At 73.5% G+C, this 15,462-nt stretch carries 15 protein-coding genes; 13 read left to right on the top strand and 2 right to left on the bottom strand.

Features of this window, described 5'->3' with window-relative positions:
* Positions 1-59: 59 nt before the first annotated feature.
* Positions 60-1,943 (top strand): glutamine--fructose-6-phosphate transaminase (isomerizing), encoded by a 1,884-nt coding sequence (gene glmS / locus M1L60_RS34720; protein WP_253241779.1) that lies wholly within the window; start codon positions 60-62, stop codon positions 1,941-1,943.
* A 23-nt stretch (positions 1,944-1,966) separates the two neighbouring features.
* Here the strand turns inward: glmS and M1L60_RS34725 are convergent, their stop codons facing one another.
* Together M1L60_RS34725 and M1L60_RS34730 are read right to left on the bottom strand one after the other, a co-directional pair.
* Positions 1,967-3,430 (bottom strand): alpha/beta hydrolase, encoded by a 1,464-nt coding sequence (locus M1L60_RS34725; RefSeq protein WP_253241780.1) that lies wholly within the window; start codon positions 3,428-3,430, stop codon positions 1,967-1,969.
* Positions 3,427-3,714, bottom strand: coding sequence for a type VII secretion target (locus M1L60_RS34730; protein WP_253241781.1), 288 nt, complete (start codon positions 3,712-3,714; stop codon positions 3,427-3,429). Before M1L60_RS34730 ends, M1L60_RS34725 begins: the two co-directional genes overlap by 4 nt.
* Before the next feature lie 156 nt (positions 3,715-3,870).
* Here M1L60_RS34730 and M1L60_RS34735 point away from each other — a divergent pair, with 156 nt between their 5' ends.
* The 12 genes from M1L60_RS34735 to M1L60_RS34790 all read left to right on the top strand — a co-directional run bounded on the left by M1L60_RS34735 (position 3,871) and on the right by M1L60_RS34790 (position 15,437).
* The gene (locus tag M1L60_RS34735; RefSeq protein ID WP_221376821.1) at positions 3,871-4,239 is read left to right on the top strand and encodes a holo-ACP synthase; all 369 of its coding nucleotides are present in this window, start codon (positions 3,871-3,873) and stop codon (positions 4,237-4,239) included.
* A gap of 88 nt (positions 4,240-4,327) precedes the next feature.
* Positions 4,328-5,788: an NAD(P)H-hydrate dehydratase gene (locus M1L60_RS34740; protein ID WP_253241782.1), complete on the top strand. Its 1,461-nt coding sequence runs from the start codon at positions 4,328-4,330 to the stop codon at positions 5,786-5,788.
* A gap of 35 nt (positions 5,789-5,823) precedes the next feature.
* Positions 5,824-6,942 (top strand): alanine racemase, encoded by a 1,119-nt coding sequence (gene alr, locus M1L60_RS34745; RefSeq protein WP_253241783.1) that lies wholly within the window; start codon positions 5,824-5,826, stop codon positions 6,940-6,942.
* Positions 6,939-8,012 carry an alpha/beta fold hydrolase gene (locus tag M1L60_RS34750; RefSeq protein ID WP_253241784.1) on the top strand — a complete coding sequence of 358 codons (1,074 nt, stop codon included), beginning with the start codon at positions 6,939-6,941 and terminating at the stop codon, positions 8,010-8,012. The genes alr and M1L60_RS34750 overlap by 4 nt, the downstream gene beginning before the upstream one ends.
* The gene (gene tsaE, locus M1L60_RS34755) at positions 8,009-8,464 is read left to right on the top strand and encodes a tRNA (adenosine(37)-N6)-threonylcarbamoyltransferase complex ATPase subunit type 1 TsaE (RefSeq protein WP_253241785.1); all 456 of its coding nucleotides are present in this window, start codon (positions 8,009-8,011) and stop codon (positions 8,462-8,464) included. The genes M1L60_RS34750 and tsaE overlap by 4 nt, the downstream gene beginning before the upstream one ends.
* 35 nt (positions 8,465-8,499) lie before the next feature.
* Positions 8,500-9,162, top strand: coding sequence for a uracil-DNA glycosylase (ung, locus tag M1L60_RS34760; RefSeq protein WP_253241830.1), 663 nt, complete (start codon positions 8,500-8,502; stop codon positions 9,160-9,162).
* Between the two features lie 72 nt (positions 9,163-9,234).
* The gene (gene tsaB, locus M1L60_RS34765) at positions 9,235-10,140 is read left to right on the top strand and encodes a tRNA (adenosine(37)-N6)-threonylcarbamoyltransferase complex dimerization subunit type 1 TsaB (RefSeq protein ID WP_253241786.1); all 906 of its coding nucleotides are present in this window, start codon (positions 9,235-9,237) and stop codon (positions 10,138-10,140) included.
* Positions 10,140-10,574, top strand: a complete 435-nt coding sequence (gene rimI, locus M1L60_RS34770) for a ribosomal protein S18-alanine N-acetyltransferase (protein WP_253241787.1) — start codon at positions 10,140-10,142, stop codon at positions 10,572-10,574. The genes tsaB and rimI overlap by 1 nt, the downstream gene beginning before the upstream one ends.
* Complete coding sequence (tsaD, locus tag M1L60_RS34775; RefSeq protein WP_253241788.1) at positions 10,567-11,619, top strand: tRNA (adenosine(37)-N6)-threonylcarbamoyltransferase complex transferase subunit TsaD; 1,053 nt, start codon at positions 10,567-10,569, stop codon at positions 11,617-11,619. The genes rimI and tsaD overlap by 8 nt, the downstream gene beginning before the upstream one ends.
* 9 nt (positions 11,620-11,628) lie before the next feature.
* Complete coding sequence (locus M1L60_RS34780) at positions 11,629-11,883, top strand: hypothetical protein (RefSeq protein WP_253241789.1); 255 nt, start codon at positions 11,629-11,631, stop codon at positions 11,881-11,883.
* Between the two features lie 66 nt (positions 11,884-11,949).
* Positions 11,950-13,641: an ABC transporter ATP-binding protein gene (locus M1L60_RS34785; RefSeq protein ID WP_253241790.1), complete on the top strand. Its 1,692-nt coding sequence runs from the start codon at positions 11,950-11,952 to the stop codon at positions 13,639-13,641.
* Positions 13,638-15,437: an ABC transporter ATP-binding protein gene (locus tag M1L60_RS34790; RefSeq protein WP_253241791.1), complete on the top strand. Its 1,800-nt coding sequence runs from the start codon at positions 13,638-13,640 to the stop codon at positions 15,435-15,437. Before M1L60_RS34785 ends, M1L60_RS34790 begins: the two co-directional genes overlap by 4 nt.
* The last annotated feature ends 25 nt before the right edge of the window (positions 15,438-15,462 follow it).

The raw sequence follows: 15,462 nt of genomic DNA on the forward strand, positions 1-15,462 counted from the left end.
GCTCGAAAGGGTGCTTCTCGCGCATGACGGGTGAGCATTCGTCGGCTAGAGTCGCGGCCATGTGTGGCATCGTGGGGTACGTCGGCGGTCGTCCGGCGCTCAGCATCGTTATTGACGGACTGCGCAGGCTGGAATACCGCGGGTACGACTCCGCCGGTGTCGCCGTGGTGGACGACGGCGCCCTGTTGACCGAGAAGAAGGCAGGCAAGCTCGCCAACCTCGAGAAGGCGCTGGCCGAGGCGGCCGAGCCCGGCATCGCGGCCGGTCACATCGGCATCGGGCACACCCGGTGGGCGACGCACGGCGGCCCGACCGACCGCAACGCCCATCCGCACGTCTCGCAGGACGGCCGGGTCGCGGTCATCCACAACGGCATCATCGAGAACTTCGCCCGGCTGCGGGCCGAGCTCGAGGCGACCGGCGTCGAGTTCACGAGCGACACCGACACCGAGTGCGCCGCCCACCTGCTCGCGGCCGAGATGCGCGCGCTGCGCGAGTCGGGTCAGGCCGAGGGACCGCAGCTGCTGGCCGAGGGCATGCGCCGCACCGTGCGCCGGCTCGAGGGCGCCTTCACCCTGCTCGCCATCGACGTCGAGGTGCCCGACGCGGTCGTCGCCGCCCGGCGCAACTCGCCGCTCGTGGTGGGCCGCGGCGATGGCGAGAACTTCCTGGCCAGCGACGTGTCGGCCTTCATCGAGCACACCCGTGAGGCGATCGAGCTCGGCCAGGACCAGGTGGTGCTGATCACGCCGGCCGGCATCGAGATCACCGGCTTCGACGGCTCGCCCCAGGACGGCAAGGAGTTTCACGTCGACTGGGACGCGGCCGCCGCCGAGAAGGGCGGCTACGACTACTTCATGCTCAAAGAGATCGCCGAGCAGCCCCAGGCGATCGCCGACACGCTGCTGGGCCGGCTCTCCGACCGCGGCGAGATCGTGCTCGACGAGGTGCGCCTGACCGACCAGGACCTGCGCGACGTCGACAAGATCTTCATCATCGCCTGCGGCACCTCGTACAACGCGGGCATGGTGGCCAAGTACGCGATCGAGCACTGGGTGCGGCTGCCCTGCGAGGTCGAGCTGGCCAGCGAGTTCCGCTACCGCGACCCGATCCTCGACCGCTCGACGCTGGTCATCGTGATCAGCCAGTCCGGCGAGACGATGGACACGCTGATGGCGCTGCGCCACGCCAAGGAACAGAAGGCCCGCGTGCTGGCCATCTGCAACACCAACGGCTCGACCATCCCGCGCGAGTCGGACGCGGTGCTCTACACGCACGGCGGCCCCGAGATCGCGGTCGCCTCGACCAAGGCCTTCCTGACCCAGCTGGCCGCCTGCTACCTGATCGGCCTGCACCTGGCCCAGATCCGCGGCGTCATGTACGCCGACGAGGTCGCCGCCGTGGTCGAAAAGCTGCAGAGCACCCCGGACAGCCTGCGCCGGCTGCTGGGCTCGATGGAGGACGTGCGCGCGCTCGGCCGCGACCTCAAGACCGCCTCGACCGTGCTCTTCATCGGCCGGCATGTCGGCTACCCGGTGGCCCTGGAGGGCGCGCTCAAGCTCAAGGAGCTCGCCTACATGCACGCCGAGGGCTTCGCCGCCGGTGAGCTCAAGCACGGGCCGATCGCGCTGATCGACGAGGGCACGCCGGTGGTCTGCGTGGTGCCGTCGCCGGCCGGCCGCGGCGTCATGCGGGACAAGGTCGTCTCGAACATTCAGGAGGTCCGGGCCCGTGGCGCCCGCACGATCGTGATCGCCGAGGAGGGCGACGACAGCGTGGCCGCGTACGCCGACCACCTGATCCCCGTGCCGGCCACGCCGACCCTGCTGGCCCCGCTGATGACCACCGTGCCGCTGCAGATCCTGGCCTGCGAGATCGCCTCGGCCCGCGGCCACGACGTCGACCAGCCCCGCAACCTGGCGAAGTCGGTCACCGTCGAGTAGTCCACCGCCGCGCCTCATGGCCGTCATCGCGCTGTGCCCAGCGTGATGGCGGCCATCGTGTCGAGCGAGGGCGTGCCGCGGTCCCAGTAGCCGGCGTGGCCGCTGCCGGGGGCGCTCGCGAACACCCGGGCCCCGAATTCCGGGTCGCTGGGGTTGGGGCCGAACCACAGGTCGTGCTCGGGCCGCCCGAAGGCCAGCCACGGGCCGGTCACCGGCACCGCCGCCGCCACCGCCAGATCGCGGACGAACCCGCCGGGCGCGACCGCCGCGTACTGGATGACGTCGCTGCGCGAGGTGGTCGACCAGACCTCGCCGGTGGGCATGCGCAGCTCCCGGGCCGAGTCGGACCCGACGCCGGGCGAACCGACGAAAACGACGCCGTCGGCCGCGAACCCGCCCGCGGCCGCCGCCTGACCGACCACCAGCGAGCCGTAGCTGTGGCCGAGCACCACCTGGCGGGCCGGCGGGCCCTCGTGCGCGGCCCGCAACCCCTCCTGGAAGTGGCGCAGCACGGGCCCGGCGGCCTCGGCCCGGCGCGCGCTCGCGGCCTCGTCGACGAAATCGGGGGCGTCGTAGCCGAGCCAGAGCACCGCGCTGGTCGAAGCCTGCGGGCTGAGCTCGGCGGCCCGCCCGGCCACCCGCTCGGCCCGGGCCAGCTCACCGCCGAACGAGGCCAGGTCGGCCGTCATCCCCGGCACGTGGGTCAGCACGTTGGTGGCCCGGTCGGGGTCGCCGAGCGCCACCACCGCCTGCCCCTCCTCACCGATGTCGAGACGTAGCAGGTAGGCCCGCGGGCCGGTCTCGTCGGCCAGCCGGTCGCTCAGGGCGGCCAGCCCGTCGCGCACCGCGCGCAGCCGGTCGCGGTCGCGCCCGGTGGCGCCGGCGATCGCCCGGTCGAGCTCGGCCCGGAGGTCGTCGAGCCGCAGGCGGTTGGCGATGTCCCGGTCGGCGGCGGGCAGGCCGTCGAGCCCGGCCAGCCAGGCCGCCTCGGTGGCCAGCAGCCAGTTGCGCTCCTCGGTGGCCAGCCCGGACCACCAGCGGTGGACCTCGGCCGGCGAGGTGGTGCAGTCGGGCCGGCCGGACCCGGGTGGCGGCTGCGGCGGGGTGCGCAGGGCCATGGTCAGCTGCCCGAGCCGGTCGGCGGCCTCGTGGTCGGCCCGGTCGGCCAGCGCGAGGGCGGCCGCCCGGTCGTGGCCGAGCAGCGCCCGGGCCCGGCTCAGGGCGGCCGCGAACTCGCTGGCCACCTGGTCGGCGAGCCAGCAGTGCAGCCGGAACAGGGTGAGCCGGCGCCGCAGGTCGTCGAGCCGGCGGGCCGCGGCGGCCGACGCGGCGCCCCGCCACCCGGCGCCGACCGCGACCACCCGGGGTCCGAACTCGGCGGCCAGCCGGCCGGCGAGAGCGGCCCAGCGTCGCCAGGAGAGCGCGAGGGCCTGCCAGCGCGCCGGGTCGGTGACGCGCAGGCGCAGGTGCACGGCCTCGGTGGTCATCGGGCGAGCCGCAGGCGGGAGGCGGCCCGGTCGTCGGCCCGTTCGTAGGCCGCGGCCGACTCGGCGAGTCGGCGGGCCGTCTCGGCGACCTCGGCGCCGAGCAGCGCCAGTTGTCCCCGGGCGGCCTCGGCGGCCTGCTGAGCCGCGTCGGCGGCGCCCCAGCGCGGGACGGCCGGGGTCGCCGGTTCGGCCGCCGTCGCCGCGGTGACCCGGTCACCGGTGGTGGCCAGGCCGGCCGCCGCGCGTCGCAGCGCTTCAAGGTCGACTTCGAGCTCGGGGTTCATCGGGGGCCTCCCTGGATCCGGCTTGGGGATGCGCCGACGTTAGGGGCCGCGGGGCGGGCGTGGGACGGCCTGTGGACGACGGCCACCGGTTGTCCACAGGCCGTCGTCCGCGGCTCGGCCCCGTGCTAGAGGGCGGCGACCGCTAGGGTTGTGGCCGTGATCGTGGCTGTCGGCATCGATGTGGTCCTGGTGGAACGCTTCGCGCGGGCCCTCGACCGGACGCCCTCGCTCGCGGTGCGGCTGTTCACCGAGGGCGAGCGACTGAGCGGGTCCGGCAACCCGAGGTCGGCCGAGTCGCTGGCCGCCCGGTTCGCGGCCAAAGAGGCGGTGGCCAAGGCACTCGGCGCGCCCGCGGGCATGCTGTGGCACGACTGCGAGATCGTGGCCGACCCCGACGGGCGGCCCTGGCTGACCGTCTCCGGCACCGTGGCCGCGGTGGCCGTCGAGCGTGGCATCAACCGGTGGCACCTCTCGCTGTCGCACGACGGCGGAATCGCCTCGGCCATGGTCGTCGCGGAATCCTGAGGCTGTTCCGGCCGGCGCGGGCGCGAAAATGTCGGTGCCGTGCGCTGGAACAGTCGGCATCGTCTCGTCGGAGAGGGTTGGAGGACAGGTGCGGCAGGCATGGCGGGTCGCGGATGTGCGCGCGGCCGAACGAATCCTGATGGCGGCGCTGCCCGAGGGCACGCTGATGCAGCGGGCCGCGGCCGGGCTGGCGCGGCGGTGCGCGCTGCTGCTCGAGGCCTCCGGCGGGGTCTACGGCGCCCGCGTGCTGTTGCTGGTGGGCAGCGGCGACAACGGCGGCGACACGCTCTATGCGGGCGCGGCCCTGGCCCGGCGGGGCGCTCAGGTGCGGGCGCTGCTGCTGCGGCCCGAGCGCGTCCATCTGGCCGGCCTGCAGGCGTTGCGCGCGGCCGGCGGCTTCACCGTGCGCGAGCTGCCGGAAAACGCCGACCTGGTGCTCGACGGCATCGTCGGCATCGGGGCCAGTGGCGGCCTCCGCGCGCCGGCCGCGGCCCTGGTCAAGCGGCTGGACGGGTTGCGCGGGCGGTCGGGGGCCCGAGCCGCGGTGGTCGCCGTGGACGTGCCGAGCGGCGTGGCCGTCGACACCGGCGACGTGCCCGGCGAGGCGGTGACGGCCGACGTCACGGTCACCTTCGGCTGCCTCAAGCCGGCCCACGTGGTCGGCCCGGCCGCGGTCCACTGCGGCCAGGTCGAGCTGGTCGACATCGGTCTCGGGCCGGCCATGCGGGCCGATCCCGCGCTCTCCGTGCCCGACGCGGCCGACGTCGCGCAGTGGTGGCCGCAGCCCGGTCCGGCCTCCGACAAATACACCCGGGGCGTGGTCGGCATCGCCACCGGTTCCGCCACCTATCCGGGCGCCGCGCTGCTCGGGGTCAGCGGCGCCCTGGCCGGTCCGACGGGCATGGTCCGTTATGCCGGCAGCGCCCACGAAGAGGTCGTCCGGGCCCATCCGTCGGTGGTTGCCGCGCCCCGTATGGCCGAGGCCGGGCGGGTGCAGGCCTGGGTCTGCGGCTCCGGCCTGGGCACCGACGACGAGGCGCGCACCACCCTGCGCAGCGTGCTGGCCACGTCGTTGCCGGTGGTGCTCGATGCCGACGCGCTGACCCTGTTGATCGACGGCAAACACGCCAAAGACCTGCGCCGGGACGCGCCGATGGTGCTCACCCCGCATGACGGCGAGTTCAAGCGCCTGGCCGGCGAGGCGCCCGGCGCCGACCGGGTCGGGGCGGCCCTCAAGCTGGCCGCCTGGACCAACGCGGTGGTGCTGCTCAAGGGCGACCGCACGATCGTGGCCACCCCGGCCGGCGAGGCGCTGGTCAACCCGACCGGCTCGGCCGCGCTGGCCACGGCGGGCAGTGGTGACGTGCTGGCCGGGCTGCTGGGGTCGCTGCTGGCGGCCGGGGTGCCGCCCGAGCGGGCCGCGGCCGCGGCGGCGTACGCCCATGGGCTGGCCGGGCGGCGGGCCGCCGAGGCGGGCCCGGTGACCGCGCCCGACATAGCCGCCGCGCTGCGCGCGACGGTGGGTGAACTCGCCCTTGAGCAGCCGTAACAGAAACTGTCATACCGATCAGTAGGCTGGAAGGCATGTGGCAGGCCGAGGTCCGGGTTGATCTGGACGCCATCCGGGACAACGTCGCGTTGCTGCGCGCCGGCACCACCGCTGAGGTCATGGCGGTGGTCAAGGGCGACGGCTACGGGCACGGCATGCTGCCGTCGGCCCGGGCCGCGCTGGCCGGCGGCGCGAGCTGGCTCGGGGTGGCGACCCTCGACGAGGGCCTCGCGCTGCGCCGGGCCGGGTTCGAGGTTCCGGTGCTGGCCTGGCTGCACTCGCCCGGCCTGCCGCTGCACGAGGGTGTGGCGGCCGGCATCGACCTCAACGCGGGCAGCCTCGAGCTGCTGGGCGAGCTGGTGACCGCGGCCCGCCGGGCCGCGCGCACGGCTCGGGTCCATCTCAAGCTCGACACCGGCCTGTCCCGGGGCGGCGCGACCGCGGCCGAGTGGCCCGCGCTGCTCGAGGCGGCGGCCAAGGCCCAGGTCGACGGCGAGATCGAGGTCGTCGGCGTCTGGAGCCACTTCGTCTACGCCGACGTGCCGACCCACGAGACGGTCGACCACCAGCTGGCCGCGTTCGCCGACGGGCTGGCCGTGGCCGAGCGCTCCGGCATCACCCCGCGCTACCGGCACATCGCCAACTCGGCGGCCACCCTGACCCGGCCCGACGCCCACTACGACCTGGTCCGACCGGGCATCGCGGTCTACGGGCTGTCCCCGGTCGAGGGTGAGACGTTCGGGCTGCGCCCCGCCATGACCGCCCGGGCCCGGGTTGCCCTGACCAAGCGCGTGCCGGCCGGCCAGGGCGTCTCCTACGGGCACACCTACTTCACCGAGCGCGAGACGACGCTGGCCCTGGTGCCCCTGGGTTACGCCGACGGCGTGCCCCGGGCGGCCTCCAACACCGGGCCGGTGCAGCTCGGCGGAAAGCGCCGCACTGTCGCCGGTCGTGTGTGCATGGACCAGATCGTGCTCGACGTCGGCGACGACCCGGTGGTCGCGGGCGACGTGGCGACACTGTTCGGTCCGGGTGACGACGGCGGCCCGACCGCCGACGACTGGGCCGCCGTGACCGGCACGATCAACTACGAGATCGTGACCCGGTTCGGCAGCACCCGGGTCCCGCGGGTCTACGACGGGGGTGCGGCATGAGCAAGGGGCCGTCGAAGCGGGCCAAACAGGTCGGCATCGCCGGCGCCGCCGTCGGCGTGCTCGCGGCCGGCCTGGCCACGGCGTTCGCGGTGGAACGGGTGCTGGTGCGCCGCTCGGTCAACGCCCCCGGCGACCCGCACGTCGACGAGCCCTTCGGCGACCAGCCGTTCGACAGCGAGATGACCGTCACCGCGGCCGACGGCACCGAGCTGCACGTCGAGATCGTCGAGCCGGCCGGGTCCGAGGCCAAGCCGACGATCGTTTTCGTGCACGGCTTCGCGCTCGACATGGGCACCTTCTATTTCCAGCGCCAGGCGCTGACCGAGCAGGGCGAGCACCGCCTGGTCTTCTACGACCAGCCCGGGCACGGCCGGTCGAGTCGGCTGCAGTCCGGCGAGTACGACATCGCCGCGCTGGGCAAGTCGCTGGCCGCGGTGCTCGACGCGGCGGTGCCGGAGGGGCACATCATCCTGGTCGGGCACTCCATGGGCGGCATGACGATCATGGCTTTCGCTGAGCAGTACCCGGAATGGTTCGGTAAGCGGGTCACCGGTGTCGTGCTCATGTCCACGTCGGCCGGTCTGATCGACAAGACCAAGCTGGGCCTGCCGACGCTGGTGGCCCGGGCCAGCGCGCCCTTCTTCCCGCTGTGGGGCAAGGCGGCCAACCTGGGCGGCAGCACGATCGACCGGGCCCGGGTGGTGTCGTCCGACCTGGCCTGGCTGCTGACCCGGCGCTACGGGTTCGGTGAGCCCAAGCCCAGTCCGTCGTTGGTCACGTTCGTGGAGCACATGAACTCCAAGACCTCGGTCGAGACGCTGACGAAATACCTGCACACCCTCTACACCCACAACCGCTTCCCGGCCCTGTCGGCCCTGCGCGGGGTGCCGGTGCTGGTGATCGTCGGCACCCGGGACTATCTGACCCCGGTGACCCACTCGGAAGAGATCCTGCGGCACCTGCCCGAGGCCGAACTGATCAAGGTGGACAACAGCGGCCACGTGGTGATGCTCGAGAAGGCCGACGAGGTCAACGCCGCGCTGCTGCCGTTCCTGGAGAAGATCTCGTGAAGCTGCCCACCGTCGACGACACCCGCGAGTTCGGGCGGCGCCTGGCCACGATCCTGCACCCGGGCGACCTGGTGCTGCTGACCGGCCCGCTCGGCGCCGGCAAGACCGCGCTGGTGCAGGGCATCGGGGCCGGGCTCGAGGTGACCGGGCCGATCACGTCGCCCACGTTCGTCATCGCCCGGGTCCATCGGGGCCGCACCCCGCTGGTGCACGCCGACGCGTACCGGTTGGGCGACAGCCCCGATCCCCGGGCCGAGATCGACGACCTCGACCTGGACGCCTCGGCCGACGACGCGGTCACCGTGGTCGAGTGGGGCGTGGGCCTGGTCGAGCAGCTCAACGACGAATACCTGCAGGTGCGGATCGACCGCCTCGACGATGACACCCGCGTGGTCGAGCTGGTGCCGCACGGCGGCGCCTGGGCCACGCGAATCGCACAATTCACCGAGTGACAAATACAGAAAGGGAGACCGTGAATCTGGCGGAGATGCTGCCGGCCCCATGGCGGGCCGAGCTGGCCGGCTTTCTCGACGAGAAGGCAACGGCCGCGTTGGGCGAATTCGTGGCCGCGGAGTACGCGGAACACACCGTCTATCCGCCGATCGAGGATCTCTTCGCGGCCTACCGGCTGTGCCCGCCCGAGCAGACCCGGGTGCTGATCCTGGGGCAGGACCCGTATCACGGTCCCGGGCAGGCGCACGGCCTCAGTTTCAGCGTGCGGGAGGGCGTACGCATCCCGCCGTCGCTCCGCAACGTGTTCAAGGAGCTGGCAGCCGACGTCGGGGTGGCGCCGCCGAAGGCCGGGGATCTCACCGGCTGGGCCCGCCAGGGTGTGCTGCTGCTCAACGCGGTACTGACCGTCCGGGCCGGTGCCGCGGGCTCGCACGGCGGCAAAGGCTGGGAGGCCTTCACCGACGCCACCATCCAGGCCCTGAACGCCCGCGATGACCGGGTGGTGTTCCTGCTCTGGGGTGGTTACGCCCGCAAGAAGGCGGCGCTGATCACCAACCCGGCCCACGTCGTGCTGGAGGCCGGCCACCCGAGTCCGCTCAACCGAGTGGGCTTCCTGGACTCCCGTCCCTTCAGCGCGGCCAACAAGGCCCTGGCCGACGGCGGCCGCGAGCTCATCGACTGGGACCCGCGCGCCTAGCCGTCGCCGTCGCCGTCGCCGTGTGGGTGGTTGGTGCGCCGGGCGGGGGTGGCCGCGCGTTAGGGTCGGTGCGTGCTTGTGCTGGCTCTTGACACTGCTACCCCCGCTTCCACCGCCGGCCTGGTCGAGGTGACTGCCGACGGCCTGGTCGGGGTGGCCGAGCGACGGACCGTCGACCCCCGCGCGCACGGCGAGAAACTGGCTCCCGAGATCGAGGGCACCCTGGCCGAGGCCGGGGTGCGCCCGGCTGATCTCGGCGCCGTCGTCGCCGGGCTCGGGCCGGGACCGTTCACCGGGCTGCGCGTCGGCCTGGCCACGGCCGCGAGCATGGCTCAGGCGCTGGGCATCCCGGCGTACGGGGTCTGCTCGCTCGACGGCCTGGGCCGGGCCGCCGGGCCGGGCCGGGTGCTGATCGCGACCGACGCCCGCCGGCGCGAGGTCTACTGGGCCACCTACCTCGACGGCGTCCGCGTTCTCGGACCCGACGTGTCCCGCCCGGCCGACGTGGCGTCCCGGATGGTGCGGGCCGGCACCGCCACCAGCAGCCGCGCCCGCAACCGGGCCGCGACCGAGGCGGCCGCCCTGGCCCAGTCCGAGATCCTCGAGGCGGCCACCGCGCTGGCCGGCGCCGACGCCGCCCGGGTCGCTGCCGCTCTGGCCCGGGCCGAGGCGGACAACCTGATCGGCCAGGCCACCGCCCGCGACGACGGCGTGGACGTGACCGGGCGGGAACCGGTGGCACAGCCGTCCAGTGTGCACGCCCTGGTCGACCGGGTGGCGGGGGAGGGCGGCCTCAAGTACGGCGAGATTCTCGGCGTACCGGTGGAGGAACACCTGCTCTACCCGCCCGCCGCCGCCCTGGTGGCGCTGGCCGCCGACCGGATCCGCGCCGGCGCGCCCAGCGAGGTGCTCACCCCGCTCTATCTGCGCCGCCCCGACGCGGTCGAGCCGGCCGGGCGCAAATCGGTGCTGACCTGATGATGATCGAGCGTTTCCGCTGGTGGCACATTGCCGAGGTGCTGCCGATGGAGGCCGATCTGTTCGGTGACGAGAAGTGGACGGGCGCCATGTTCTGGAACGAGCTGGCGCAGCACAATTTCTACGTCGTGGCCACCGAGGGTGACGAGCTTCTCGGGTATGCCGGTCTGGCCGCGACCCCGGACGAGGCCTGGGTGCAGAACATCGCCGTCCGCCGCACCGGTCAGCGTCGCGGCACCGGGCGCGCCCTGCTCGAGTCGCTGTTGGCCGAGGCCGGCCGGCTCGGCATCAAGCAGACGCTGCTCGAGGTCGCGGTCGACAACGCGCCGGCCCAGCACCTCTACGCCAGGTACGATTTCGAGCCCGTCGGAGTCCGGCGCGGCTACTACCAACCGAGCAACACGGACGCCCTGGTGATGATGCGTAATGGCTGACGAGCCCCTGGTTCTCGGCATCGAGACCTCCTGCGACGAGACCGGTGTCGGCATCGTGCGCGGGCACACCCTGCTGGCCGACGCGCTGGCGTCCAGTGTGGATCAGCACGCCCGGTTCGGCGGGGTGGTGCCCGAGGTGGCCAGCCGGGCCCACCTCGAGGCGATCGTGCCGACCATGCAGCGGGCGCTGGCCGAGGCCCAGGTCACCCTGGCCGACATCGACGCCATCGCGGTGACCAGCGGGCCCGGTCTCGCGGGGGCGCTGCTGGTCGGGGTGGCGGCGGCCAAGGGATACGCGCTGGCCGCCGAGAAGCCGATCTATGGCGTCAATCACCTCGCCGCGCACGTGGCCGTGGACACACTTGAGCACGGCCCGCTGCCCGAGCCGGCCGTCGCGATGCTCGTCTCGGGCGGGCACTCCTCGCTGCTGCTGGTCGACGACCTGACCAACGGCGTCACCCCGCTCGGGGCCACGATCGACGACGCCGCCGGTGAGGCGTTCGACAAGGTCGCGCGTCTGCTGGGGCTCGGCTTCCCCGGTGGGCCGGTCATCGACCGTACGGCGAAAGAGGGTGACCGCAGGTCGATCGCCTTCCCGCGCGGCCTGACCGCGCCGAAAGACCTGGCCGCGCACCGGTTCGACTTCTCGTTCTCGGGACTCAAGACCGCGGTCGCGCGCTGGGTCGAGGCGCGCGAGCGGGACGGCGAGCCGGTGCCGATCGCCGACGTCTCGGCCTCGTTCCAAGAGGCGGTGTGCGACGTGCTCACGGCCAAGGCCATCGACGCGTGCCGTTCCCAGGGTGTGCGCACGCTGCTGATCGGTGGTGGCGTCGCGGCCAACTCGCGGCTGCGGGTGCTGGCCGGGGAGAGGGCGGCCAAGCACGGCATCGAGGTGCGGGTGCCCCGGCCGCAGCTCTGCACCGACAACGGCGCCATGGTCGCCGCCCTCGGGTCGCGTCTGGTCGCGGCCGGGGTCGCCCCGAGTCGTCTCGATCTGCCCGCCGATTCCGCGATGCCATTGACCGCGGTCAGCGTGGCGGGGTAGGAACCTCCCATGATCGCTCGGATGTGGGAGATACGGGCCTCGCTCAACGGCCTCGACGAGTTGCTGGCCTGGGTCTGCGACGTGGCCGTGCCCCGCATCGAGGTCCTGCCGCAGCACGTGTCGAGCGACGTCTACTCGTCCACCGACAACCGCATCGTCGTGATCTCGAAGTGGCGCCACAACCCGCAAGACCTGCCGGCCCCACCGGCCAAACTGATCGCCCGCTCGCCCCATGTATGGGACTTCACACCGGTCGATCGCTAGGCCGCTCGCGTACGGCGGAAAAGCCGTCGCAAACTGTCGGACCCTTTCCGTAGCGTCGGGGTCACGATGCGAAACCTGCCCGACGCCGAGCCCGGCGTCCCCGACGATCGATCAGCCGTCGCCTACCTGCGATGGGTGATCCGCCGCGCCTGGCAACCGGTCTACGCTGCGGTCGCGTTCGCCGTGCTCTGGATGTTGTGCCAGGCCCTCGTCCCGGCCCTGGTCGGCCGGGCGATCGACGCCGCCACCGCCCGCGACCGCCGCGAGCTGCTGATCTGGAGCCTGGTGCTGCTGGCGGCCGGTCTCGGGCAGGCCGCGTTCGGCATCGTCCGGCACCGGTTCGCGGTGGTCAACTTTCTGGGCGCCATGTTCACGACGGTGCAGGTCACGGTCCGCCACGCCGGGCGGCTCGGGTCGGCGCTCTCCCGCCGCCTCGACACCGGTGAGGTCGTGGCCATCGGCACCTCCGACATCCGCCAGATCGGCTCCGCGGTCGACATCACCGCCCGCGGCACGGGCTCGCTCATCGCGGTCGTCACGGTGACGGTCATCCTGCTCACCACCTCGGTGCCGCTCGGGCTCGTGGTGGTGCTCGGTGTGCCGCTGCTGATGGCGGTGGTCGGCCTGCTGATCCGTCCGCTGCACCGGCGTCAGGCGGCTTCGCGGGAACAGCAGGGCCTGCTCACCGGCCGGGCCGCCGACCTGGTCGGCGGGCTGCGGGTGCTGCGCGGCATCGGCGGCGAGGCGGTGCTGGGCGAGCGCTACCGGCACGAGTCGCAGAAGCTGCGCGTGGCCGGGGTGCGCACGGCCCGGGTCGAGTCGCTGCTCGAGGCGGCCCAGGTGCTGCTGCCGGGCGTCTTCCTGGTGCTGGTGACCTGGCTCGGGGCCCGGTTCGCGCTGACCGGCCGGATCACCGTCGGTCAGCTGGTCTCCTTCTATGCGTACGCGGCCTTCCTGGTCACTCCGCTGCGGCAGCTGACCGAGGCGATCGACAAGCTGACCCGTGGTCACGTCTCGGCCCGCCGGGTCGTGGGGCTGCTGGGCTCGGCGACCGACCTGCCCGACCCCGCGGTCGCCGTGCCGGCCGAGCGGTTCCGCGGCGAGCTGGCCGACCCGGCGTCCGGGGTGACGGTCCGGCCCGGCGAGATCACCGCGATCGTCGCCGTGGTGCCGCCCGAGGCCGCCGCGATCGCCGACCGGCTGGGCCGCTACGCCGACGGCGCCACCGTCGACGGTGTGCCGCTGGGCGAGTTCGAGCTGGCCACCGTCCGGGCGCGGGTGCTGGTGGCCGACAACGACGCCCGCCTGTTCACCGGGCCGATGCGGGCCGACCTCGATCCGTACGACAGCGGCCGGCTGCCCGCGGCGCTGCACACCGCGGCCGCCACCGACATCGTCGAGGCGCTGCCCGACGGCCTCGACAGCGAGGTCGCCGAGCGGGGCCGCACCTTCTCGGGCGGCCAGCAGCAGCGCCTGCGACTGGTGCGGGCGCTGGTCGCCGACCCCGACGTGCTCATCCTGGTCGAGCCGACCAGCGCCGTCGACGCGCACACCGAGGCCCGCATCGCCGACCGGCTGATCACCGCCCGGGCCGGTCGCACCACGGTGATCTGCACGTCCAGCCCGCTGGTGCTCGACCGCACCGACCGCGTGCTCTTCGTCGAGCAGGGCCGGGTGGTGGCCGAGGGCAGCCACCACACCCTGCTGGCCGGCGAACCCGGCTACGCCCGCACCGTGCTGCGCGAGGAGGACCAGTGACCAACCTGCTGCCGGTGGCCGACGGCGCCCAAGTGCGGCGATACGCCCGCGACCTGATCCGGCGCTATCCGCGGGCGCTCGGGCTCACCCTCGGGCTGCACGTGCTGGCCGCGGTGGCCGGGTTGGTCGGGCCGAAACTGCTGGGCGATCTGGTCGAGGCGATCCGGCACGGCCAGGGTGTCGGCGTCGTCGACCGGTTGGCCGCGGCCATCGCCGGGTTCGTGGTGCTGCAGGCGGTGCTGACCAGGTTCGCCCATCTGGCCTCGGCCCGGCTCGGCGAGCGGGTGCTGGCCCGGCTGCGCGAGGAATTCGTCGATCGGGTGCTCACCCTGCCGCTCTCTACTGTGGAGCGCGCGGGGTCGGGTGACCTGCTGACCCGGACGACCCGGGACGTCGACGCGCTGTCGCGGTCGGTGCGCCTGGCCGTGCCCGAGACGATGATCGGCCTGATCACGGTCGTGCTGGTGGTCGCGGCGATGGTGATCACCAGTCCCGTGCTCGCGGTGCCGTTGCTGATCGCGGTGCCGATCATCGTGGTCGGCACGAGGTGGTACCTGCGCCGGGCGCCCGCGGGGTATCTGCGGCAGAACGCGGTCTACTCGACGGTGACCGACGGGCTGGCCGAGACGGTCGAGGGGGCGCGCACGGTCGACGCGCTGCGCCGCCAGCGCCAGCGGGTCGAGCGGTCCGATGCCGATCTGCGCCGGTCGTGGGTGGCCGAGAAATACACCCTGTTCCTGCGTACGGCGTATTTCCCCGTCATCGACATCAGCTATGTGCTGCCGGTGTTCGCCACGCTGTTGGTCGGCGGGTGGCTCTATCTACGGGGTGCGGTGTCGCTGGGCGAGTTGACGGCCGCGGTGATCTACGTGCAGATGCTGATCGACCCGCTCGACCGGTTGCTCGGCTGGCTCGACGAGGTGCAGATCGGGGCCGCCTCGCTGGCCCGGCTGCTCGGGGTCGCGGCCGGCGCCGATACCTCCGGCGCGCGGGGCGCCGAGCCGGTGGGGTCGCGGATCGAGGTACGCGACCTGCGATTCTCCTATGTGGCCGGTCGCGAGGTGCTGCACGGTCTCGACCTGACCCTCGAACCGGGGGAGCGGCTGGCCGTGGTCGGCCCGTCCGGGGCGGGCAAGTCGACGCTGGGCCGGCTGCTGGCCGGGGTGCACGAGCCGACCAGCGGCACGGTCCGGGTCGGTGGGGTGCCGTTGCACGACCTGCCGCTCGACAAGCTGCGCACCGAGGTGGCCCTGGTGACGCAGGAGCACCACGTCTTCATCGGCACGGTGCGCGACAACATCGCCATGGTGCGTCCCGGTGCGGGCGACGACGAGGTGCGGGCGGCGCTGGCCGCGGTGCACGCGCTGGACTGGGCGCTCGCCCTGCCCGAGGGGCTCGAGACGGTGGTCGGGGTGGGCGGGCACGCGCTGTCGGCGGCCCAGGCGCAGCAGTTGGCGCTGGCCCGCCTGGTGCTGGCCGACCCGCACACGCTGGTGCTCGACGAGGCGACGTCGCTGCTCGACCCGCGGGCGGCCCGCGACCTGGAACGTTCGCTGGCCGCTGTGCTGCACGGGCGCACGGTCGTGGCCATCGCCCACCGCCTGTTCTCGGCCCACGACGCCGACCGCGTCGCCGTCGTCGAGGACGGCCGCATCACCGAGCTGGGCTCCCACCACGACCTGGTCGCGGCCGACGGGCCGTACGCGGCCCTGTGGCGCTCCTGGCACGGCGAGCGCGTCCCCGACCCGGGCGACTCTTCGGACGAAACCGCTTCGCGGGCCGGGGCCGCCCGCTGACAACCGCTCGAAGGATCCCGTGTTG

This window comes from Paractinoplanes aksuensis (assembly GCF_024137025.1).
GTDB lineage: Bacteria > Actinomycetota > Actinomycetes > Mycobacteriales > Micromonosporaceae > Actinoplanes > Actinoplanes aksuensis.

What these genes read in the sequence shown, in the direction of transcription:
- glmS (WP_253241779.1), top strand. Translation starts at nt 60, where the DNA reads ATGTGTGGCATCGTGGGGTACGTCGGCGGTCGTCCGGCGCTCAGCATC.
- M1L60_RS34725 (WP_253241780.1), bottom strand. Translation starts at nt 3,430, where the DNA reads ATGACCACCGAGGCCGTGCACCTGCGCCTGCGCGTCACCGACCCGGCG.
- M1L60_RS34730 (WP_253241781.1), bottom strand. Translation starts at nt 3,714, where the DNA reads ATGAACCCCGAGCTCGAAGTCGACCTTGAAGCGCTGCGACGCGCGGCG.
- alr (WP_253241783.1), top strand. Translation starts at nt 5,824, where the DNA reads ATGTGGCAGGCCGAGGTCCGGGTTGATCTGGACGCCATCCGGGACAAC.
- M1L60_RS34750 (WP_253241784.1), top strand. Translation starts at nt 6,939, where the DNA reads ATGAGCAAGGGGCCGTCGAAGCGGGCCAAACAGGTCGGCATCGCCGGC.
- ung (WP_253241830.1), top strand. Translation starts at nt 8,500, where the DNA reads ATGCTGCCGGCCCCATGGCGGGCCGAGCTGGCCGGCTTTCTCGACGAG.
- rimI (WP_253241787.1), top strand. Translation starts at nt 10,140, where the DNA reads ATGATGATCGAGCGTTTCCGCTGGTGGCACATTGCCGAGGTGCTGCCG.
- tsaD (WP_253241788.1), top strand. Translation starts at nt 10,567, where the DNA reads ATGGCTGACGAGCCCCTGGTTCTCGGCATCGAGACCTCCTGCGACGAG.
- M1L60_RS34780 (WP_253241789.1), top strand. Translation starts at nt 11,629, where the DNA reads ATGATCGCTCGGATGTGGGAGATACGGGCCTCGCTCAACGGCCTCGAC.
- M1L60_RS34785 (WP_253241790.1), top strand. Translation starts at nt 11,950, where the DNA reads ATGCGAAACCTGCCCGACGCCGAGCCCGGCGTCCCCGACGATCGATCA.